The following is a 20,178-nucleotide window of genomic DNA, read 5'->3' on the forward strand; positions in this document are numbered from 1 at the left end:
TAGACGTGGTTCGATGCAGGGCACGTTAAAATTCACATCCTGGCAAAGCTGAACTTCGAAACGAGAAACTGAATCACACAGTTACGGGAATCAGCATTCTGGAAGATTAACTGCCAGGCCGCCGAGGCTTGTTTCCTTGAATTTGGCACTCATTTCGTCGCCAGTCTGGCGCATTGCGGCTATGCAGTTGTCTAGCGGCATAAAATGTGAACCGTCCCCTCTCAACGCGAGGGAGGCTGCAGCCACGGCCTTGATCGCGCCGATGCCGTTGCGTTCAATGCATGGTACTTGCACTAAACCGGCAACTGGATCGCAGGTCATGCCAAGGTGGTGCTCAAGAGCGATCTCGGCAGCATTCTCAACCTGTTTCGGTGTGCCACCCAGAACAGCACATAGCCCGGCCGCGGCCATTGCCGAAGCCGAGCCAACCTCACCCTGGCATCCAGCCTCTGCACCCGAAATCGAGGCATTGTGTTTAATTAAGCCGCCAATGGCTGCTGCGGTAAGTAGAAATTCGACCACTTTGATGGGATCGGCACCGACACAGTGGTCTAGATAGTAACGAAGTACTGCCGGAACAACGCCGGCCGCCCCGTTGGTGGGCGCCGTCACCACCTTCCCACCAGCGGCATTTTCCTCGTTGACGGCCATGGCATACACGCTCAGCCAGTCGGAGGCCACATGTGGCTGGCCGGAGTTGGTCAGCCGTTCCACAAGGAGTTGTTGGTGGATATTTCGCGCCCTACGGCGCACGCGCAGCCCTCCGGGAAGTTCACCTTCCTGCGCCAGTCCACGTTGAATGCAATCGTTCATAACTGACCAGAGGCGCGCAATGCCCTTTTCGACATCAACACACGGCTTAAGGGAGACCTCGTTCTGGTGCTTCATGGCAGCAATTGATAGGCCACTGGCATGAGCCATTTCCAGCATCGCTGCCGCAGTTTCGAACGGATAAGGACAATTGCCCTCATCCTCTGACTGAATGCCATCAGAAGTTTCGCGTTCAGCAGCAGTAACCACAAAGCCACCGCCTACCGAATAATAGACCTCTCGGACCAGCACATCGCCTTTATCGTCCAGAACCTCGAAGACCAAGCCGTTGGCATGTCCATGCAGAGGAGGCCCGTAATCGAAGCTAATGTCAGTGATAGGATCGAAAGCAAGTGACGGCAGACCTTCTGGATGCAAACGGTGCGTTGTGCCCAGTTTGGCAAGGTCTTGCTCGGCCCGATCCGGATCGAGATCGGCTGGCAGGTAACCTAGCAAACCAAGCGCCACCGCCCTATCAGTGGCATGGCCCTTACCAGTGAAAGCGAGCGACCCATGCAATGTCGCCCGTATTCGCGCCGCATCCTTACCTTGCAATGAGCGACGAACCAGTTCGAGGAAGCGGGCCGCGGCTGTCATTGGGCCCATGGTGTGTGACGAAGACGGCCCAATGCCGATCTTAAAGACTTCGAAGACGCTCAGAAACATGCCATACTTGCCCCAAAATATTGCGCCGCGCCATTGGCATCGGGGCAAAGCGTAACTCCCGCTTTCAGCCGTAAATCGGGAACCGGTCGCAGATTTCTTTTACCTCGGTCCGCACCTTCTTCTCAACGGCCGGATCACCTTCGGGTCCCTTTTCTGCCAGGGCATCGACTACGTTAAGGATCAACTTGCCGACCCGGGAGAATTCCGCTTCACCGAAACCTCGTGTCGTGCAGGCCGACGTGCCGAGACGAATACCCGACGTAATAGCCGGCTTCTCTGGATCGAATGGAATTGCGTTCTTGTTGCATGTAAGCCCTGCGCGTTCCAGCGCTTGCTCGGCATCACGCCCTTTCACCCGCTTCGGCCGCAGATCGACAAGAACCATATGGCAGTCAGTGCCGCCGGACACGATATCGAGGCCTCCTGCGACCAGCGTGTCGCTGAGCACCTTCGCATTGGTCACGACCTGTGCGGCGTAGGCTTTGAATTCCGGCTGAAGCGCCTCACCGAAGGCAACCGCCTTGGCTGCGATTACATGCATCAGCGGGCCACCCTGATTGCCTGGGAACACGGCCGAGTTGATCTTCTTAGCTAGCACCTCGTCATTGGTTAGGATCATGCCTCCCCGCGGGCCGCGCAACGTTTTGTGGGTAGTTGTTGTCACCACATGAGCATACGGAAGCGGATCGGGATAAATTCTAGCGGAAATGAGACCTGCATAATGCGCCATATCCACCATTAGCAGAGCGCCAATTTCGTCAGCGATATTGCGAAATGCAGCAAAGTCGATGGCTCTCGGATAGGCCGAAGCGCCCGCAACGATGAGCTTTGGTCGCGTCTCTAGCGCACGGGTGCGCAGTGCCTCATAGTCGATCCGCTGATCGCTCTGGCGTACCTCATAGCTAACCACATCGAACCACTTGCCAGACATCGTCACCGGTGAGCCATGCGTCAGATGCCCACCATGAGCTAGAGACATGCCCATGATACGATCGCCCGGCTGTAACAGCGCCAGGAACACCGCCTGGTTGGCTTGAGCGCCGGAGTGTGGCTGCACATTCACGAAGCGCGCGCCAAACAGCTCCTTGGCACGCTCAATCGCTAACGTCTCTACATAATCGACGAATTCGCAGCCGCCATAATAGCGCTTGCCGGGATAGCCCTCAGCGTACTTGTTCGTCAGAACTGAGCCCTGCGCTTTCAAGACATCTTCTGAGACGATGTTCTCAGATGCGATAAGCTCTATCTGATTTTGTTGCCGCTCAAGCTCTCTACGGATGGCAGTAGCTACACCAAAATCACTCGGTAGATAGTCTGGATAAAACTTCACCCTAATATCTCCTTTACCTGTGCTCTCAAATATCCAGCTCGACCTCGCGGCCAGCGGCGGCAAGGAGTTGCCAAACATGTTCGGCGTAAGAGCGCCAGACCATGATACGGAAGCGGTCCACGGCCTCACGCAACAACACGATCTGAGTCCGGTCGAAAATAGTACGGCAGCCCGTACCGGCAGGCATTGCCCCTACGTCGAATGCAATAGCCGAACTGAGCACCGACACGACATGCGTCCCACTGATGTCGATGCCGACTTCACGGTGGCCGACATCGACAAGGCTGTGCGGCATCGCAGGGTAGAGATCGGCAAAGGCGCGCTCTACTGCTTCTTGGGAGGAAGGCGCGGCAAGCAAGTACCATTCGTCCGGACCGAGCCGAGCGCCAACTCTGTCTCCAGCCACCGAAATAGCACCAATCTTTGTTGGCAATTCCAGCTCGAACGCTTTAGAGGCGCCGGCAAGTTGAGCCGGATCGATCCTGAGGTTGAATCTCGCATAGTCCGGTGCTGCGCAGATGACGAGCGACGCAGGCGTGTTGCGCAGGGTAATCTCACGCCCAAGGAGCGGATGGTGTTCGTGAATCATGCGATGCTCCTATGCGCTCAAGCGCTGGTTCTCGGGATCGTAAAACACGGTGCCGGTAATGCGCGCCACAACCGTGCGATCTGGCATCGGTATGTGGACCGTCTGGCCCTCCCGCTTGCGGCCTCCTTCTACAACTGCAAGGGCGATAGATCGTCCCAAGGCAGCACTCCAGTACGACGAAGTGACGTGGCCGACCATCTTCATAGGTAACGGTTGGTTTGGATCCAGCACGATCTGGGCCCCCTCCTCGAGCACAGTGTTTGGGTCCGAGGTGAGCAGCCCGACAAGTTGCTTGCGGTCTTGCTTGAGCATGTCCGGCCGCGTGAGCGAACGCTTGCCGACGAAGTCAGCTTTGGCGGCACCTATGGCCCAACCAAGGCCAGCGTCGTCTGGTGTCAACGTCCCGTCCGTGTCCTGACCCACGATAATGAACCCCTTCTCGGCGCGCAGCACGTGCATCGTCTCCGTACCATAAGGCGTAACGCTATATGCCTGCCCTGCCTCAAAGAGTTTCTCCCACACGGCACGGCCGTAGCGCGCCGGCACGTTCACTTCGTAACCGCGCTCCCCCGTGAAACTCATACGGAACAGCCGCATCGGCACGCCGCATACCTGCCCTTCCGCCACCGACATATGGGGAAAAGCCTCATCCGACAGGTCGATGCCCTCGACCAGCGGCTCCAACAGCTTGCGGGAATTCGGGCCCTGCAAGGCAATGACCGACCACTGTTCGGTAATGGAGGTGAGCCAGACTTTGAGGTCCGGCCACTCAGTCTGGAGATAGTCTTCCATCATAGCAAGCACTCGCGGCGCCCCGCTAGTCGTGGTCGTGACGTGAAAGCGATCGCTGCTCATACGACCAATCACGCCATCATCACGGATGAAGCCATCCTCGCCGAGCAATACGCCATACCGACACCGACCAGATGCGAGCTTGGTCCAAGGATTAGTATACATGCGATTCATGAATTCGGCCGCATCGGGCCCAACGATCTCGATCTTGCCGAGCGTGGACGCGTCGAACATGCCTACACTCTCGCGGACCGCCTTACATTCTCGCGCGACGGCAGCGTGCATAGTCTCACCCGTTCGGGGAAAGTACCTAGCTCGTCTCCACAGCGACACCGGCTCGAACACCGCCTGGCGCTCCTCGGCCCAGCCGTCGATGGGCGTCTTTATTGTGACTTCGAACAGCTCGCCGCGATTGTACCCGGCGAATGCGCCGAAAGTCGTCGGCGTGTAAGGCGGACGAAAGGTGGTCAGCCCTATCGATGGCGCCGGCCGATTAACCGCGTCGGATGCAATGACCAGTCCATTGATGTTAGAGGTCTTACCCTGATCGGTGGCCATGCCTGTCGTGGTATAGCGCTTAATGTGCTCGATCGACTTAAAGCCCTCACGCACTGCCAATCGAATATCCTTGGCTGTGACGTCATTCTGGAAATCTACAAAAGCTTTGGCTTTCGAAGCATTTCTGTCAGTAGGCAATTCACGGTTGTTCACTCCAGTTAACTGGACGTCGCCATCAACCTTGTACGACGTTACCGCAGCAGGAAAGCCCGCATCCGTCGCTGCAGACGCGCCCGCTGCCGCACCCTCTGCAAGAGCGGCCACCAGGCCGAAATTGCCATTTCCGGCACCAGCGCAGCGGCTTTCTTCGGTAGATTCGCCGGGAACGAACATCTGCCCGTCCTCGTTCCAGTCGAGCTTGCCCTTGGTGTGAGAGAAGAGGTGAACGCTTGGCGTCCAGCCGCCACTCATCAAGAGCGCATCGCAGGCCAATTTCCGCGGTGGGCCGATGATGCCGTTGCGACTAACCCGTTTGGCACGCACTGAAGCGACTCGCAATCGGCCGCTAGTTCCCGTCACCGTCCAGCCAGCCAATGTCTCTATTCCAAGAGCTTCTGCACGGGCCACTAGGTGACTTGGAACAAGGCGCCTGATATCGATGATCGCTACCACCTTAATGCCGGCCTCGGCGAGATCGAACGCAGTCAACCAGGCTGAATCATGCGAGGTCACTATGACGGGACGGTCGCCGACCTTGACGCCATAGCGGTTCAGATAGCTGCGCGCCGACCCTGCGAGCATAACACCCGGCCGATCATTACCGTCGAACACCAGAGGCTTTTCAATGGCCCCCTGAGCTAGCACGACCTGGCGGGCGCGCACTTTCCATAGCCGTTCGCGCGGCGCGTTCTTGGGCGGGTTTGCGAGATGATCGGTGAGCCGCTGGCAAAGGCCGACAAGATTTTGGTGGTAATAGCCGATTGCTGTCGTACGCGTGAGTACTGTGACATTTTTCATGCCGGCCAAGGAGGCGCGTGCCTCGTCGAGCCATTGCCAGCCCGACATGCCATTGATGCTGGCATCGGTTTCCGAAAGTAGCGAACCGCCCACTTCAGCTTGCTCATCGACCAGAATTACTCTGGCACCGCTCTTTCCAGCTTCAAGAGCAGCTGCAAGACCGGCCGGTCCCGAACCTACCACTAGTACATCACAGTGGGCGAAGCGGCTTGCATATGTATCAGCATCTGGCGTGGTCGGTGATTTCCCAAGCCCGGCAGCTCCGCGGATGAATGGCTCGTAAACTCTGTTCCAGAACGATTTCGGCCACATGAAGGTTTTGTAGTAAAAACCAGCCGAAAACAACATGTAGAGTGCATCGTTGACAGCGCCAATGTCGTGCTTCAGCGATGGCCAATGATTCTGACTAGTCGTGGAAAGTCCATCAAAGACTTCGAGGACGGTCGCCCTGGTGTTCGGCTCGAAACGCCCCGGGCCACGATCGGTACCGACCAGCGCATTGGGCTCTTCAGAGCCCGCCGACAGGAAGCCTCTCGGACGATGGTATTTGAACGAACGGCCAATGAGATGAACGCCATTGGCAAGCAGCGCCGAGGCTAGTGTGTCGCCCTTGAAACCCACATAACGAGCGCCATTGAATGTGAAACGCACTGGCTTGCGCTGGTCGACGCGGCCTTTTGCGGAAATTCGGTACTTGCTCATGACCGTGCTTCCTCGAGTTCAGTCTCCGTCGGGCGCGGGAGCCCGGCCTTGTATGTCATTGCGAATTTGTCGCTAACGGTGTCGCGAACAGCATTGAAGAACCGCCCACAGCCATGTTGGTGGCGCCACCGCTCGAAGTGAGTGCCGCGCGAATTGCTACGAATGAAAAGATGTGTCTTCCACTGGTCGTCAGTCAGTTTCGACGGATCATTGGGGCGCGCAATGTGTGCCTCCCCGGCATACGTGAATTCGAGTTCGGGTCGCTCGGTCTCACAATAAGGGCAGCGAATGAGCAGCATCTCGAATCTCCTCAGTGTGCGACGGCAGCGGCAGCGGCTTCGTCGATAAGCTGGCCGGTTGTGAAACGTTCTAGCGTGAACGGCGCATTTATCGGATGCGGCTCGTCGCGTGCGATGGTGTGGGCAAAGACATGGGCTGAGCCCGGGGTAGCCTTGAACCCACCAGTACCCCATCCGCAATTGACGTATAGCCCTGGTACCGGCGTCTTGCCGATGATCGGCGAACGGTCTGGTGTAACGTCGACGATACCTCCCCATTTTCGCAACATGCGCATGCGAGTGAAGATTGGGAAAACCTCGCAGATCGCGGCAACCGTGTGCTCGATCAAAGGAAGGCCTCCGCGCTGACTGTAAGAAACGTATTGGTCAGTGCCAGAACCGATAACCAATTCCCCTTTGTCGGACTGACTAATATAGGCATGAACCGAATTGGACATGACCACGCACGGGACGATCGGCTTAACCGGTTCCGAGACCAAAGCCTGCAACGGGTAACTTTCCAGCGGCAAGCGCACGCCGGCAGAATCCATAACGACGGAGGTATTGCCTGCAGCAGCCACAGCCACTTTACGGGCCTTAATAAACCCTCTGGGTGTTTCTACGCCAGTAACATGGCCTGATGCGTCGCGTCTGATCGCGGTAACTGGGCAATTCTGAATAATGTCGACGCCGCGCGCGGCTGCGCCGCGTGCATAGCCCCAGGCGACGGCGTCATGCCGGGCGACACCGGCTCTACGTTGAAGTGCCGCTCCCAGCACCGGGTAACGGGCATCAGGAGCGATATTTAGCGGTGGACAGAAATCCTTGGTCTGCTGCGGCGTCAGCCATTCATTGTCTATGCCGTTAAGTCTATTAGAGTGCATATGGCGTTTGAAGCTTTGCACGTCATGCACCGAATGCGCTAGCATCAGTACGCCGCGTTGCGAAAACATGACGTTGTAATTCAATTCTTGGGACAAACCTTCCCAAAGCTTCAAGGCATGCTCGTAGAGCCCTGCACTTTCATCATATAAGTAGTTTGAGCGGATGATTGTCGTGTTGCGGCCGGTATTCCCCCCACCCAACCAGCCCTTCTCAATCACCGCGACATTGGTGATGCCGTGAACCTTGGCAAGATAATAAGCCGCACCAAGCCCGTGCCCGCCAGCGCCGACGATGATCACGTCGTATTCCGGCTTGGGCTGGGCGTCGGGCCATTGCGGCTCCCAGTTCTTGTTACCCGTCAGGGCGTTGGACAGAAGCGATGCAAAGGAAAAGCGGGTCATAATTCACCCCGGAGTTCAACATTCCCGGAGTATTGCCAACCGGCTGAAATTCGGACAGAACATTTGCGTCACCGCAATGTTATCCTTACGACAACGGGCGCGGGGGGAGAGCTGATGACCCACAACTTTAGACCTCTTCGAGCCAAGAAGGGGCATACCATCCCACGCCTTAAGGTTGGCTTCGTCCTCGCTCGCCGCTTCACGCTCTGCGCCTTCGCAAACTTTGTGGACGTATTGCGCCTTGCCGCCGATGAGGGCGACCGCAGCCGGCAAATCCTTTGCGAGTGGACAGTGCTGTCAGATACGATGAATGCGATGCCATCGAGCTGCGGGGTGCTAGTTCAGCCCAATGAGCGTCTGGGTGATCCGCAAAAATACGATTACATTGTGGTGGTTGGGGGGCTAATCGACGAGATTCCCAATCTGAGTCCAGAATATACCCGCTACCTGCAGAAGGCTGCAGCATCGAAAGTGCCGCTCGTCGGCGTCTGCACGGGCGCCTTCATTCTCCACCGTGCCGGTCTGATGAACGGATATCGCTGCTGTGTTAGTTGGTTCCATCATGCCGACTTTCTCGAACAGTTCGATGGTCTGAAACCCGTGTCAGACCAGATCTTTATCGTGGACCGCGACCGGCTGACATGTTCTGGTGGCGCGAGTTCGGCGCATCTTGCTGCGCATCTAGTCGAAAAACATGTCGGAGCAGCCCAGGCGCGAAAGAGCCTGCACATCATGATTATCGATGATGCGCTCAGGGCGGAAAAGCCGCAACCTGGAATACCGCTCGATCTTACAACCACCGATACGTTGGTTAAAAAGGCCTTGCTCCTAATGCAGGTGCACATGGATACGCCACTGTCCGCCGCCGAAGTTTCCCGGCGCATAGGCAGTCCCCGGCGGCAGCTCGAGCGGCGTTTTCAGCGCTCACTAGGCATGGGCCCCTCCCTTGCCTATAAAATTATGCGGCTCGAATATGCTGAATTTCTCCTTCGCCATACCGACCAGTCAGTGACAGAAGTCGCCAATTCCACCGGGTTTTGTGATTCTTCGCATTTCATTCGTGCCTTCCGCGAGCGCCGCGGAGTCACGCCGGCGATTTTTCGTGAACGGGGTATTTCCGGTATATACGATAGGTAATCGCTCTAGCAGCCTGTTGAAGAAGTATCGCGCGCGGCCTTGAGGATGGCCTCGTCGGCGTTGTGGTAGGCGAACGTGATCTCGATCGAGCCGTCGTCGAGCAATTCGGCATGGCCGTAGCCGCTCACTTCGTCCGTTTAGTCGCAGCGATCCCACGTGAAGAAGGCCATCGATGGGGTGTAGCTGACATCGAGGCCGGCTTGCAAAGCACCAAATGCGATCTCGCCGTTGTTGTCGTCGCCGATGGTGATCGTGGCGGGACCGCAGAGGTTGAGATAATCGCGATCCCACAGATCGGCCTTGACAATGCGCCAGCGGCCGATCAGCTGGCAGCCCGCCGGCGCGGTCATGTCGGCACCGCCAGCAGCTTCGGCAGCCGTACCAGATTGTAGGCGGCGGCAGCGAAGGTGAAGGCCATCCGACGCGATCACGGCCACGGAACCCGGTCTTGTCTTGGCCAGCGGCCGTCTTGATCCAACCGAACGCCTCTTCGATGCGCTTGCGGGTGCGCTGACTGACGGCATAGCCGCTGTGCCGGGTCGTGCGTCCGTCGATCGCTGAACTGCGGCCGTTGGTGTTCTGCGCTACGTGCGACGTCACGTTCATCGAGCGCAACTCGTTGACGAAGTCCTCCGCATCATAGGCCTTGTCGGCGCCGAGCGTGATCGCCTGCGGCCGGTCGGCACGCGGCTCGATCATGTGCAGTGCGGCTACCCGTTCGGCATGCCCGTCGGCCAGCGTCAGGCAGGCATCGACCAGCAGGCCGTGGCGGTTCTCCATGAGCCCGTGCCCCATGAAGCACCAGCTTCGTCTCCTTGCCTTTGCCCTTGCGATAGAGCCTGGCTTCGGGATCGGTGGTCGAGGCATGCGTCTCGTTCGACCGCTTCTGGCCGTGGAAGTCCGCCTCCGCGTTGCGCCCCGCCGCCACCCTCTGCCGGCGGCTCGCCCGAGCCATCCTTCGGCCTGATGCTCTTCATCGACGCCCACGCCTCGATCAGCGTGCCGTCGACCGAGAAATGATCGGTGGACAGAAGCTTATTCACCCTGCGCTGCGCCAGAACCGCGTTCAGGAACTTTGCGGCGATGTCGCCCTCGAGCAGCCTGTCGCGGTTCTTCGAGAACACCGAATGATCCCAAGCCGCGTCGTCGACGCCGAAGTGGACATGCCAATGCGGGCGCCGCGCTAGCCACGCCTTGATCTTCGGCGTCTCGTGGGTGGCGTAGTTGTCCATGACGATGTGCACGTCCAGGCCTGCCGACACGCGCCGGTCGATCTCTTTGAGGAAATCCAGAAACTCGGTCGCGCGATGGCGCTGGTAGCATTTGCCGATGACCGCTCCTGTGGCAATCGAGGCCGTGGCGCTGGCACATGTCGATCCAACGATGGCTGAACATGCCATTGCGGGTCGCAAGGACCTTGTCACCTGGAGACAGAAGGTTTGTTAGAGCGACCTCCCAGCCGCCGGTACCGGTCGAGGGAAAGACGAATATCTCAGCCGTCGCTGTTTTCAGTACTTTTTTGACGCCTTCAAGGGCGGGGTGGAGGATCTTGCCGAATAGTGGGCTGCGATGGTCAATTGTAGGCATGTCCACAGCCTTGCGAAGCAAGTCGGGAATGTTAGTCGGACCGGGAATGAAAATTGGATTTTGGGTGCTCATGATCAGCTCCTCCTTGTCGAGGTACGCCTAGCATTCAGTTGGCACGGCGTAAATTTTTTTGAAAAAATTTTTCTTTTTAGAGTTTGCGTCTTTTCCTGTATATATTTCAGTATCTTATTAGTTTTTATCGCCACAACAATTCTTTCATTTAGTGAATTATTTTTGCTCTACAGGCGACTTTTCCCGACGAGATTGCCGACATTTGGGCAGCAGAGCAGACCGCGGTTGGCGTTGCGTACGGCTTGTAACCGCGAAGTAGGCAACGGCGTCTGACCGCACGCCTGCCTTACGGGATGGTGCTTAGCTCTTCGGTTCAGAAGCAGAGCCCGGCTCTCAGGCCGGGAAGCACAATGCCTTAGGACTGGATCGGCCACGTGCCGAGGTGCCGCAGGAAAGTGAGAGAAGGGCGGGTTTTCCGTGACGGGTTGAGGTCGGAGGAGAGGCTTCCGGCGCCGTCAGGGAGGTTTCTGCCATGAACACGCAAGTTCTCGATGCCAGTCGCCAGCTCAATGGTGGCTTCAAAGTGGATGTCACGCGCGGCGAGCGCGTCGGCCGTGTCTCGTCGGAATGGTTCTCGCGGCCCGACGACGAGCGCTTTCTATCTCTGAACGATCTGGCTCATACTGTTCGTGCGCGATCCGAAAGCAGCCGCACCCGGACCGTCGAAAGTGAGCGCATCCAGGTCGAGGCGAGCCGGAGCGATCCGGAACGGCTGAGGCTTGTACTCCCCGGTGCGGAATTGCCCATCACCCCGACGCATTGGAGTTTCGGACAACTCGCAAGCCTCGTCGGAGCGCCCGCGGCCTATCTGCGCCAACTCCCCGCTTCGCTGGCCGGCATAAACCTGCAGTACGGTCTCGCAACGCATCGTGCATTATCCTGACTCTGTGATCCTGTCTCAGAATCGTGCATTGGAGGCGCCTCACCACGGCTCCGGTGAAGCTCTTCAGACGTCCGGGTCAAGCGTTCCCGCAGCGTAGCGAGGACAACGCTTGACGCGGCGGCGGCACGACAAGCTGTTCATGGGGTGCAGGCTAAGTCCTGCACCCCTGCCACGCGGCGAGCGGGAGAGCGCGAGGGGAACCCCTCGCATTCTAAACAATGAAGTTGCGCCGAAGGCGCTCCGCTTGGGTATCGTGCGTGCATTTGTATTTTACCGATCTTGACACTATTTCGCGTCCGCTTTTCCTTGATGACCTTGCAGTGAGCCTCGCGCCCGGTGCGCTCGACGCGGTCGAGCGCACCGGGCTGATTCACGGCATGCCGTTCATCCTGATGGATGACGGCAGCTACGATCTCGCTCTCAACCGGTTCTTTCGTGCCTGTCCTGCTATGGGAGCGCGATCGCCGAACACGTGGCGCTCCTACGCCCGCGACATTCTCGTCTGGGCGCGCTTTCTTGTCGAACGGCGCGGCGGCAAGACGGTCTGGCAGGCCGGCCGCGACGATGTCCTGGCCTTTCACCGGGCGCGTCGGCTGTCGGCAGCTCCCTACCGCATCTCGGCTGCGAGCTGGAACCGGAGCGTTGCCGCGCTCGACAAGCTCTATCGCTGGGCTGTCGAGGAAGGAATCATTGCGATCTCGCCCTTCAGCTACGGCGCCACCCTTCGCAGGGCCGGCGGTAGCCGCGCAGTGCTCGCTGTGACGACGAACCGTGCCCGCGAGCGCGCCGCGCGGCGCCACGATACCCGTTACATCGATCTTGGCCGCTACCTGCTGTTCCGCGAGGTGGGATTGCGCGGCCGGCTTCCCGACGGCTCGGAGGACGCGACGTGGCGCGGCCGCAACGGCGAGCGCAATGCGTTGTTTGCCGAGCTTCTCGTCACGACCGGCCTGCGGCTGACAGAGGCCGGCAGTCTGCTGCTGAGTGAGCTGCCGCGCCTGACCGATCCCGAATCGCGCTCGGTGCCGTTCGATCTCCCCGGTCCGATCGCCAAGGGCGGACGACCACGGCGCATCCGCGTTCCCCGCCGGGTACTGAGATTGATCGGCGACTATGTCGATCTCGAGCGCACGGTCTCTGCCGCGCGCTCAGAGCCTTCGGTGTCCGATCCGCTCTGGCTGATGCTGGAGGACGGGAAGGCAACAGACGCGGCGGGCAAGCGTGTCCGGCTCGACCGTCTGACGCTGGGCGAACGCCGCCGCGTGCTGGTCGGCACGCCCGGCCAGGCGCAGCATGCCTTGCTCTGGCTGACTGAAGGCGGCAAGCCCGTGCCCTCGGCGACTTGGGAAGCTGCCTTTCGGCGGGCCTGCACCCGCTGCCGCCGTTTCGGCATCGAGGTCGAGGTGACGCCACACACGCTGCGGCACACCTTCGCCGTCAACATGCTCTCCATGCTGATCCGCGAGCAGATCGGATCCGTGTTCGATCCGCAGGACCAGCACGGCGCAGCCTATCGGCGGATTCTCGGCGATCCTCTGCAGAAGCTCCAGCACCTGCTGGGGCATGCGAGTATCACCAGCACCTACATCTATCTCGACAGCCTCGCCGAGGCGCAGGAGCTGGTCGAGGCCGCCGCGGATCGCTGGGCCGAAGACACGGCTGGCGGCGCGGCATGACCGCCGCGGCGGCTCCATCGGTGCGGCGGCCGGGTCGCCGCGCCCTCTTTCCCGAGGCGCTGCCCGATCCCGAGGGCGAGGCCGCCGCTGCGATCGCATCGCTGCGCTTTACCGTCACGCTGGCGGATCGCAGCAAGACGATCGACCTGACGATGCTCGCCGGCCGCAAGGCATTGGCGCGGACCTTTGCCGGCGCGCTCTGGCGCGCCTGCCAGGTCGGTGGTCCGGCCGGCTCGATCTCGACGGCCTACGCCTATGCCAATGCGCTCAAGACATTTTGGCGCTATCTCGATTCCGCCGGATCGCACGTCGCCCGTCTCTCCGACGTCAGTGCCGTCTGCATCGACGGCTTCGATTCCTGGATGGAGGGGAGCGGCCTGCATCCCAATCACCGCCTGCACCGCATGAGCAAGGTGCTCAACCTGCTGCGGCTTGCCGAGGCCGCGGAGCCCAGCCACCTGCCGCCCGATGCCTCACGCCGGCTGATGTACACGAGCGATCGGCCCGGCGTGCGCGCCAGGCCGCGCGATGCCTATGGCGATGATGTCGCCGCGGCATTGCGGAAGGCGGCGCGCACCGATCTCGCCGCCATCATCCGCCGCTTGGGCGAGGCCGATCGTATTCCGGCGGTCGAGGATTCCGATCGGAGCAAGGCGCTGGCAGCAACCCACAAACAGGTAATGGAAGTGATCGACGCGGAAGGCGTCATCGGGCACAGGCACCCTCTCTTCAAGCGACTCTACACGCTCCGCCGCGAGAGTGGCCTGCCGAACGATCGCCTGATCCACGATCTGCATGGCCGCCGGCATCTCATCGCCGCCGATCTCGTGCCGCTCATCGTGCTTATCTCGCTCGACACCGGCATGGAGATCGAAGCGATCAAGGGCTTGCGAGCGGACTGCCTGAAGAACCCGGCGGGCGGCTATGTCGAGATCGAGTATTGCAAGCGTCGGGCGCGCGGCGCCGAGTGGAAGCGGCTGCGTGTGCGCGACGGCGGTTCCTCGACGCCGGGCGGCTTGATCCGCAAGGCGCTGCAGTGGACCGGTCCGGCGAGAAGCCGGCTCGGCGCCGACACGCTCTGGGCGCACTGTGCCTGGGGCCGCCTGACCCCTCGGGTGCTCAGCATGAAGGAGCTCGCGGCTTCATGGACGCGCCGGCACGGCATCCTTGATGAGCGGGGCCAACGCCTTCGCCTCAATCTGACGCGCCTGCGCAAGACGCATAAGGCGGCATGGTACCGGCGCACGGGCGGCCAGCTCGACCGCTTCGCCGTCGGCCACACTGTCGCGGTCGCGGCCGACCACTACGCCGACATTCCCGCGCTTCGTCATCTGCACGAGGCGACAATTGCCGACGCCATGACCGATGCGCTCGACGCCGCGTTCCCCCCCTGTGTCCTGTCGTCGGAGGAGGAAGCGGCCGTCCAGACCGATCCCGACAAGGCGACCGGCCTTCCCGTTGTCGGCGCCGCCGCGGTCAAGGCGCTGTTCGGCGGCGAGCAGGACGTCTGGCTCGCCAGTTGCGGCGGCTTCTACAACAGCCCGTTCGGCTCGGAGGGAGAGGCCTGTCCGTCCCCCTTCTGGGGGTGTCTCGAATGCAGCAATGCCGTGGTCACCGCCCGCAAGGTGCCCGCGCTCCTGGCCTTCCTCAACTTCATCCGGGCGCAGCGGCAGGTGCTGAGCGAAGCCGACTGGATCGCCAAGTTCGGCCGGGTTCACGGACGCATCGCCGAACAGATTCTGCCCCGGTTCGCCGACGCCGAGATCGAGGAAGCCCGTCGGATTGGGTCATCGGACCCCGCGCTCCTCTACCTGCCGCCCGAAGCGAGAGCGCCATGATGCCGGCACCGATCAAGCTGCCGCAGCACGCGTCGCTGCCTTCGGCCATTTATGGCAACGACGAGCCCGTGCTTGCCGGCGTGGCGGTCAGGGACGATGCCGACCGCACGCGACTTCCGCGCTTCGGTGACGATCTTTGGGACCTGGGCGCCGCCATTTTCCGGGTGAACGCCCGCTACAGCAATTACCGGCTGAACCTCGCCCGCATCGCCGATCCCGTCACGCGGCGGCTGGCGAAGGAGTACGTGATCGCCCGCCTGCGCATCCATGTGCCGGGATATCGGGCGCCCTGCGGCGCGACCTCGGCGATCCGCCTGCTGCGCTACATCCAGCATTTCGCCGCGTTCCTCCGCGCAAGGACTGGCGCCGTCGATCTCAGCCGGATCGATCAGGCGCTGCTCGACGCCTATCTGGCGTATGCCCGTGACGGCGGACGGCGAACGCCTCACGAGACGGTGAAGTATGTCGAGGTGCCGATCGACCTGCATCACCTGGCGCCATGGCTAACCGGCGGCGGCATCGGTTTCCTGCCGTGGCGTGGACGTGCGGCGCACCGCGTTGCCGGCCGGCCGCCAGCGCCCGCCGAGAACGCCACGCCGCGCATTCCCGAGCCGGTCATCGGCGCCATGCTGCGCTGGGCGCTCAAGTATGTCGAGGTCTATGCGCCCGATATCCTCGCGGCGCGGGCCGAGCTTGACGCTCTCGAAGCCCGCTGCGCCCGATTGATGGCGCGGGACGCGCGGGCCGGACGGGCCGTGGCCAAGAACTATCGCGCCCGCGTGGCCAAGTGGCTCGACGTGCGCCGGGCCATGGGCCGAGGCGTGCCGATCTGGGAGCACGCGCCCAATGTGGCCCGCCGCATCGACCCGCTCACCGGCGAAGAGACCCCGCCCTACAATCTCCATCTGATGCGCCTTCACGCCGGCGCTCCGCAGAGCGGCCGCATCAGCCAGTCCGAGCCGACTGCACGACTGATCGAGAAGGCAGCCGCCGAGCTCGGAACCGAGATCGGCGGGCTCGATACGCCGATCTCGATCGATCCGGACACCGGACTGCCATGGCGCGAGCGCTTCGACGGCCTCAGCCTCGCCCGCGAAGAACGGATGTTGCAGGGCGCCTGCTATCTCGTCTGCGCCTACCTCACCGGCATGCGCGACAGCGAGGTGCAGGCGATGCAGCCGGGTTGCGTGTCGCCGGTGCGCAGCGCCGACGGCCTGGTCGAGCGGTACCGGCTGCGCAGCACGGTGTACAAGCGCCATGGCGCGCGCGGCGTCACGGCCGACTGGATCACGATCGAGCCCGTCGCTCGCGCCGTCGCGGTGATGGAGGTTCTCTCGGCACGCAATCGCCGAGAGAAGGAACTGTCATCCTTGTGGGTGGCGCTGAAGGACTGGCCCTGGAGCAACGATCATCTCGGGATGGGTGCAACGCCGACACTCAACCTTTTCCGCGAGGGCCTCGACACGCGCTCGGAGGCCGCGCCGGCGATTCCGCGCATCGGCGACGAGCCTTGGAAGTTTACGACCCGGCAGCTCCGACGCACGATCGCCTGGTACATCGCCAACCGGCCGTTCGGCACGGTCGCCGGCAAGATCCAGTACAAGCACGCCTCGGTCGCCATGTTCGAAGGCTATGCCGGATCGGCGCAGGCCGACTTCCGCTTGGCGATCGAGCGCGAACGTGCACTCGGCCAGCTCGACGACATTGTCGCCCATTACGAGGCCTATCTTCGCCGTGAAGGCCCGGCGGGACCGGGTGCTGCGCGACTGCGACGCGAGTTCGGCCGCGTGCAGGAGGAACTTGGCGATCTTCCCGGCCGGATCTTGGACCGCAAGCGGCTGCGCACCATGGTTGCCCATCTCGGGCGGACCCTGCATGTCGGTTTCCTCAACGACTGCCTGTTCGATGCAGCGACCGCGCTCTGCCTCACCGGCGCGCCAGATGCCGAGCGGACGGCGCCGGCCCTATCGCGCTGCAGCCCCGACCGGTGCCCGAACGCCTGCCTGACCGCCCGGCACCGCGAACCGTGGCAGGCCTCGATCGTCGAGGGCGAAGCGCTTCTGGCCGACCGGCGTCTATCGCCGCTGCAGCGCACGGCGATCCTGCGGGACAACGAGCGCAAGTGCCGGCTGATCGCGCCTCTCATGGACGGTGACGCATGACCGCGCTCGGGCCGAAGAGCCAAGCGGCGCTAAGGGCTGCCATGAAGCGGTTGCTCGACGGCCGCCCTGAACGCACCGACGGGGCGCTGACCGTCGCCAACCTGGCGCGCGAGGCCGGCGTCAGCCGAGCGACGGCGAACCGGGCCGGCGATCTTCTCGCCGAGCTCCGCGCGGCCGAAGCCCGCCTGCGGCGATCGTCGCCCAGGGCCCTCAAGGAACGCATCCATGCTCTGGAAGCGGAACTACGCGCCGTGCGTGGTGCCGAGATGGCGGAGCTGCGGGCGCTCACCCGGACGCTCGCGCAGCACATCCAGATGCTGACGTTGCAGCTCGCCGAGCGAGATGCCGTCATCGAAGGTCTGCGAGCGGAGCTGTCTCGATCCGTGGACGCCAGGGTCGTCCCGTTGCGGCGTCCGCCTCTGGACGGCACCGGCTGACAGCCGCGCTTCATCCTGACCGGTCCAGGCGCCGCTCGCCGGTCATGGCTGCCTCCCGTGCTCGCCCGTCGAGGCAGGGCTCGGGTTGTGGCAGACGCTGCCGGCCCATCAACCCTGTTCCGCACCAGCACCGAGAACAGGGTGTGACGGCCCGGCTTCCCGCGTCTGCCCCTGCCGCCTCGCCCTCGACGGAGAGGGCGAACACAGGAGGCAGCCATGACCACCGATCGCACACCCCAGCCCCGGAACGACATCTACGAGCGTGTCACCAGCCAGATCATCGCCGCCATCGAGGCCGGCGCCGACCAGTACCGGATGCCCTGGCACCACGACGGATCGGCCATCACTACGCCCGTCAACGTCGCCTCGCGCAAGGCCTATCGTGGCGTCAACGTCATCGCACTCTGGGCCGCCGCGCACGCCGCCGGCTTTCCCGCCGGCATCTGGGGCACCTATCGCCAGTGGCAGGCGCTCGGCGCCCAGGTCCGCAAGGGCGAGCGCGGGCACCTCGTCGTGTTCTGGAAGACCGTCGATCGCCACGGCAAGGCAGACGTACAGGACGGCGACGAGGATCGCGACGAGCCCGCCCGGCGCATGTTCGCCCGCGGCTACACGGTCTTCAACTGCGCGCAGGTCGACGGCTACACGCCGCCCGAGATACCGGTGCTACCCGAGGCCGAGCGCATCGAGCGGGCCGAACGGTTCTGCGCAGCGCTCGGCATCGACATCCGCCACGGCGGATCGCAGGCCTGTTACCGCCCATCCACCGACCACGTGCAGATGCCCGACTTCGCCTGCTTCCGCGATGCCGCAGCCTATTACGCCGTGCTGCTCCACGAATGCGGGCACGCCTCCGGCGCCAGGCATCGCCTCGACCGTGATCTCTCCGGACGGTTCGGCTCGGCCGCCTATGCTATGGAGGAATGCACGGTCGAGCTCCTGAGCGCCATGATCTGCGCCGACCTCCATCTCAGCGTCGAGCCGCGGCCCGACCACGCCAGCTATATCGCCTCCTGGCTCGAGGTGCTTCGCTCCGACAAGCGCGCGATCTTCACCGCCGCAGCCAAGGCGCAGCAGATCGCCGACTGGCTGCACGCCCAGCAGGGCAACGCTTGCCGGAACGACGTCAGGGGCGCCGCATAGGCGCTCCTCGACCCGATCAGTTGACAGTTCGCTCCCGGAACAGCGCCTCAATCAGCGGACATTCCGGCCGCGTGCCGTCGGCGCATTGCGCGACGACGTCCTTGAGCACCCGCTCCATGCGCTTCAGGTCAGCGATCTTCGCCCGCACATCGTCGAGATGCGCGGCGGCGACCGCGCTTGCCTCGGCGCAGGGCTGGTCGCGTTCGTCGACCAGGCGCAACAGCTCGCGGATTTCGTCGAGTGAGAAGCCGAGCTCGCGTGCCCGCAGCACAAAGCGAAGGCGCCGCTCGTGCGTCGTGTCGTAGCTGCGGTAGCCGGCCGCCGTGCGCGGTGGCTCGGGCAGGAGCCCGACCTTCTCGTAGTAGCGCACAGTCTCCAGATTGCTGCCCGTCCGCCGGGCGAGCTCAGCCCGCTGCAGGCCCTTCACGCCAGCGTGATCGCGCATCGCAAAAATCCCTCTTGACCCTGTAGTTGCTACAGACCGCATGGTACTGCGCAATGAGGATTTCGGCAAGGAAAGCGAGATCGGACATGGATATATCGCGACCCAGCACGGCGGGCATGACGTCCGCCACGACCGACGTGCTCGCGTCGGACCGAGCCGAAGTCGGACGGCAGCGCCTGGTCGCCGTCGGCGGCATTCTCGGCGCGCTTGCCGCCTCCTCGTGCTGCATCGTCCCGCTCATCCTGTTTAGCCTAGGCATTGGTGGCGCCTGGATCGGCAATCTGACGGCGCTCGCGCCCTACAAGCCGCTCTTCGTCGCCGGGACGACGGGCGTTCTCGGCTACGGCTTCTATCTCGTCTACTGGAAGCCGAGGCGGGCCTGCGCCGAGGATGCTGCCTGCGCGCGCCCGATCCCCAGCCGCATTGTCCAGATCGCGCTCTGGTTTGCGACGGTGCTCGTCGCGGCCGCCTTCGCATTCGACTACGTCGCCCCGCTGCTGCTTTCCGCCTGACACCAAGAGGAGACCCGTCCCATGAAGAAGAGTTTGAGTGCTCTTGCTTTGATCATGTCGGTGATGACCGCGCCTGCCGTGTTCGCTACCGAACGCACAGTCACCTTCGCCATCGACAACATGACCTGCGCCTCCTGCCCCTACATCGTGAAGACCTCGATGGCGGCGGTCCCCGGGGTCTCGACGGTGGCCGTCTCGTTCGAAGCCAAGACCGCGACCGTGACCTTCGACGACGCGCAGACGACCCCGGATGCCATCGCGGCCGCCAGCATGAATGCCGGCTATCCGGCCCGCCCGACGCAGGAGCAAGGCAGTTGA

At 62.2% G+C, this 20,178-nt stretch carries 17 protein-coding genes and 3 pseudogenes; 9 read left to right on the forward strand and 11 right to left on the reverse strand.

Translation table 11 applies throughout. The features are described from left to right. Positions 1-90 precede the first annotated feature (90 nt). The 6 genes from H5P29_RS26340 to H5P29_RS26365 form a co-directional block, all read right to left on the reverse strand. Positions 91-1,476, reverse strand: coding sequence for an L-serine ammonia-lyase (locus H5P29_RS26340; RefSeq protein WP_154387535.1), 1,386 nt, complete (start codon positions 1,474-1,476; stop codon positions 91-93). A 64-nt stretch (positions 1,477-1,540) separates the two neighbouring features. Continuing rightward, positions 1,541-2,806 (reverse strand): serine hydroxymethyltransferase, encoded by a 1,266-nt coding sequence (glyA, locus tag H5P29_RS26345; protein WP_246787004.1) that lies wholly within the window; start codon positions 2,804-2,806, stop codon positions 1,541-1,543. A 25-nt stretch (positions 2,807-2,831) separates the two neighbouring features. Then, a complete protein-coding gene (locus tag H5P29_RS26350; RefSeq protein WP_154387537.1) occupies positions 2,832-3,395 on the reverse strand; it encodes a sarcosine oxidase subunit gamma in 564 nt (187 codons plus the stop codon). A 9-nt stretch (positions 3,396-3,404) separates the two neighbouring features. Continuing rightward, positions 3,405-6,404: a sarcosine oxidase subunit alpha gene (locus tag H5P29_RS26355; protein WP_154387538.1), complete on the reverse strand. Its 3,000-nt coding sequence runs from the start codon at positions 6,402-6,404 to the stop codon at positions 3,405-3,407. Continuing rightward, positions 6,401-6,703 (reverse strand): sarcosine oxidase subunit delta, encoded by a 303-nt coding sequence (locus H5P29_RS26360; RefSeq protein ID WP_154387539.1) that lies wholly within the window; start codon positions 6,701-6,703, stop codon positions 6,401-6,403. The genes H5P29_RS26355 and H5P29_RS26360 overlap by 4 nt, the downstream gene beginning before the upstream one ends. Positions 6,704-6,714: 11 nt before the next feature. Then, positions 6,715-7,968, reverse strand: coding sequence for a sarcosine oxidase subunit beta family protein (locus H5P29_RS26365; RefSeq protein WP_154387540.1), 1,254 nt, complete (start codon positions 7,966-7,968; stop codon positions 6,715-6,717). Between the two features lie 114 nt (positions 7,969-8,082). Between H5P29_RS26365 and H5P29_RS26370 the strand changes: the two genes are divergently transcribed. Beyond that, positions 8,083-9,105, forward strand: coding sequence for a GlxA family transcriptional regulator (locus H5P29_RS26370; RefSeq protein WP_154387541.1), 1,023 nt, complete (start codon positions 8,083-8,085; stop codon positions 9,103-9,105). Between the two features lie 5 nt (positions 9,106-9,110). Here H5P29_RS26370 and H5P29_RS32845 read toward each other — a convergent pair whose 3' ends face one another. From H5P29_RS32845 to H5P29_RS26390, 4 genes and pseudogenes are all read right to left on the reverse strand, one after another. Further along, entirely contained in the window at positions 9,111-9,233 is a 123-nt protein-coding gene (locus H5P29_RS32845; protein ID WP_256438589.1) for a hypothetical protein, read from the reverse strand. A 9-nt stretch (positions 9,234-9,242) separates the two neighbouring features. Next, a complete protein-coding gene (locus H5P29_RS32715; protein WP_246670957.1) occupies positions 9,243-9,455 on the reverse strand; it encodes a hypothetical protein in 213 nt (70 codons plus the stop codon). Beyond that, a pseudogene (locus tag H5P29_RS26380) lies at positions 9,452-10,274 on the reverse strand (IS5 family transposase); the annotation flags it as partial. The gene H5P29_RS32715 and the pseudogene H5P29_RS26380, both read right to left, overlap by 4 nt. 178 nt (positions 10,275-10,452) lie before the next feature. After that, positions 10,453-10,764: pseudogene (locus tag H5P29_RS26390) on the reverse strand (serine--glyoxylate aminotransferase); the annotation flags it as partial. 472 nt (positions 10,765-11,236) lie between these two features. On the opposite strand from H5P29_RS26390, the pseudogene H5P29_RS26395 reads away from it, so the two are divergent. The 6 genes and pseudogenes from H5P29_RS26395 to H5P29_RS26420 form a co-directional block, all read left to right on the forward strand. After that, positions 11,237-11,638: pseudogene (locus H5P29_RS26395) on the forward strand (DUF932 domain-containing protein); the annotation flags it as partial. Between the two features lie 227 nt (positions 11,639-11,865). Continuing rightward, positions 11,866-13,323, forward strand: coding sequence for a site-specific integrase (locus H5P29_RS26400; RefSeq protein ID WP_049775853.1), 1,458 nt, complete (start codon positions 11,866-11,868; stop codon positions 13,321-13,323). After that, on the forward strand, positions 13,320-15,161 hold the full coding sequence (locus tag H5P29_RS26405; protein WP_012112822.1) for a hypothetical protein: 1,842 nt from the start codon (positions 13,320-13,322) through the stop codon (positions 15,159-15,161). Before H5P29_RS26400 ends, H5P29_RS26405 begins: the two co-directional genes overlap by 4 nt. Beyond that, positions 15,158-17,323, forward strand: coding sequence for a hypothetical protein (locus H5P29_RS26410; RefSeq protein WP_012112821.1), 2,166 nt, complete (start codon positions 15,158-15,160; stop codon positions 17,321-17,323). Before H5P29_RS26405 ends, H5P29_RS26410 begins: the two co-directional genes overlap by 4 nt. Beyond that, positions 17,320-17,760, forward strand: coding sequence for a hypothetical protein (locus tag H5P29_RS26415; protein ID WP_012112820.1), 441 nt, complete (start codon positions 17,320-17,322; stop codon positions 17,758-17,760). Before H5P29_RS26410 ends, H5P29_RS26415 begins: the two co-directional genes overlap by 4 nt. A 216-nt stretch (positions 17,761-17,976) precedes the next feature. Beyond that, on the forward strand, positions 17,977-18,903 hold the full coding sequence (locus H5P29_RS26420; RefSeq protein ID WP_012112819.1) for an ArdC family protein: 927 nt from the start codon (positions 17,977-17,979) through the stop codon (positions 18,901-18,903). 16 nt (positions 18,904-18,919) lie between these two features. Here H5P29_RS26420 and H5P29_RS26425 read toward each other — a convergent pair whose 3' ends face one another. After that, positions 18,920-19,348 (reverse strand): helix-turn-helix domain-containing protein, encoded by a 429-nt coding sequence (locus H5P29_RS26425; protein WP_012112818.1) that lies wholly within the window; start codon positions 19,346-19,348, stop codon positions 18,920-18,922. 116 nt (positions 19,349-19,464) lie between these two features. Here H5P29_RS26425 and H5P29_RS26430 point away from each other — a divergent pair, with 116 nt between their 5' ends. Together H5P29_RS26430 and H5P29_RS26435 are read left to right on the forward strand one after the other, a co-directional pair. Then, a complete protein-coding gene (locus H5P29_RS26430) occupies positions 19,465-19,860 on the forward strand; it encodes a mercuric transporter MerT family protein (protein WP_231771510.1) in 396 nt (131 codons plus the stop codon). A gap of 21 nt (positions 19,861-19,881) precedes the next feature. Continuing rightward, a complete protein-coding gene (locus H5P29_RS26435; protein ID WP_012112816.1) occupies positions 19,882-20,178 on the forward strand; it encodes a heavy-metal-associated domain-containing protein in 297 nt (98 codons plus the stop codon).

The organism is Aminobacter sp. MDW-2, from assembly GCF_014250155.1.
GTDB classification, from domain to species: domain Bacteria; phylum Pseudomonadota; class Alphaproteobacteria; order Rhizobiales; family Rhizobiaceae; genus Aminobacter; species Aminobacter ciceronei.

What these genes read in the sequence shown, in the direction of transcription:
- H5P29_RS26340 (WP_154387535.1), bottom strand. Translation starts at nt 1,476, where the DNA reads ATGTTTCTGAGCGTCTTCGAAGTCTTTAAGATCGGCATTGGGCCGTCT.
- H5P29_RS26350 (WP_154387537.1), bottom strand. Translation starts at nt 3,395, where the DNA reads ATGATTCACGAACACCATCCGCTCCTTGGGCGTGAGATTACCCTGCGC.
- H5P29_RS26355 (WP_154387538.1), bottom strand. Translation starts at nt 6,404, where the DNA reads ATGAGCAAGTACCGAATTTCCGCAAAAGGCCGCGTCGACCAGCGCAAG.
- H5P29_RS26360 (WP_154387539.1), bottom strand. Translation starts at nt 6,703, where the DNA reads ATGCTGCTCATTCGCTGCCCTTATTGTGAGACCGAGCGACCCGAACTC.
- H5P29_RS26365 (WP_154387540.1), bottom strand. Translation starts at nt 7,968, where the DNA reads ATGACCCGCTTTTCCTTTGCATCGCTTCTGTCCAACGCCCTGACGGGT.
- H5P29_RS26370 (WP_154387541.1), top strand. Translation starts at nt 8,083, where the DNA reads ATGACCCACAACTTTAGACCTCTTCGAGCCAAGAAGGGGCATACCATC.
- H5P29_RS32715 (WP_246670957.1), bottom strand. Translation starts at nt 9,455, where the DNA reads ATGACCGCGCCGGCGGGCTGCCAGCTGATCGGCCGCTGGCGCATTGTC.
- H5P29_RS26400 (WP_049775853.1), top strand. Translation starts at nt 11,866, where the DNA reads ATGAAGTTGCGCCGAAGGCGCTCCGCTTGGGTATCGTGCGTGCATTTG.
- H5P29_RS26405 (WP_012112822.1), top strand. Translation starts at nt 13,320, where the DNA reads ATGACCGCCGCGGCGGCTCCATCGGTGCGGCGGCCGGGTCGCCGCGCC.
- H5P29_RS26410 (WP_012112821.1), top strand. Translation starts at nt 15,158, where the DNA reads ATGATGCCGGCACCGATCAAGCTGCCGCAGCACGCGTCGCTGCCTTCG.
- H5P29_RS26415 (WP_012112820.1), top strand. Translation starts at nt 17,320, where the DNA reads ATGACCGCGCTCGGGCCGAAGAGCCAAGCGGCGCTAAGGGCTGCCATG.
- H5P29_RS26420 (WP_012112819.1), top strand. Translation starts at nt 17,977, where the DNA reads ATGACCACCGATCGCACACCCCAGCCCCGGAACGACATCTACGAGCGT.
- H5P29_RS26425 (WP_012112818.1), bottom strand. Translation starts at nt 19,348, where the DNA reads ATGCGCGATCACGCTGGCGTGAAGGGCCTGCAGCGGGCTGAGCTCGCC.
- H5P29_RS26430 (WP_231771510.1), top strand. Translation starts at nt 19,465, where the DNA reads ATGACGTCCGCCACGACCGACGTGCTCGCGTCGGACCGAGCCGAAGTC.
- H5P29_RS26435 (WP_012112816.1), top strand. Translation starts at nt 19,882, where the DNA reads ATGAAGAAGAGTTTGAGTGCTCTTGCTTTGATCATGTCGGTGATGACC.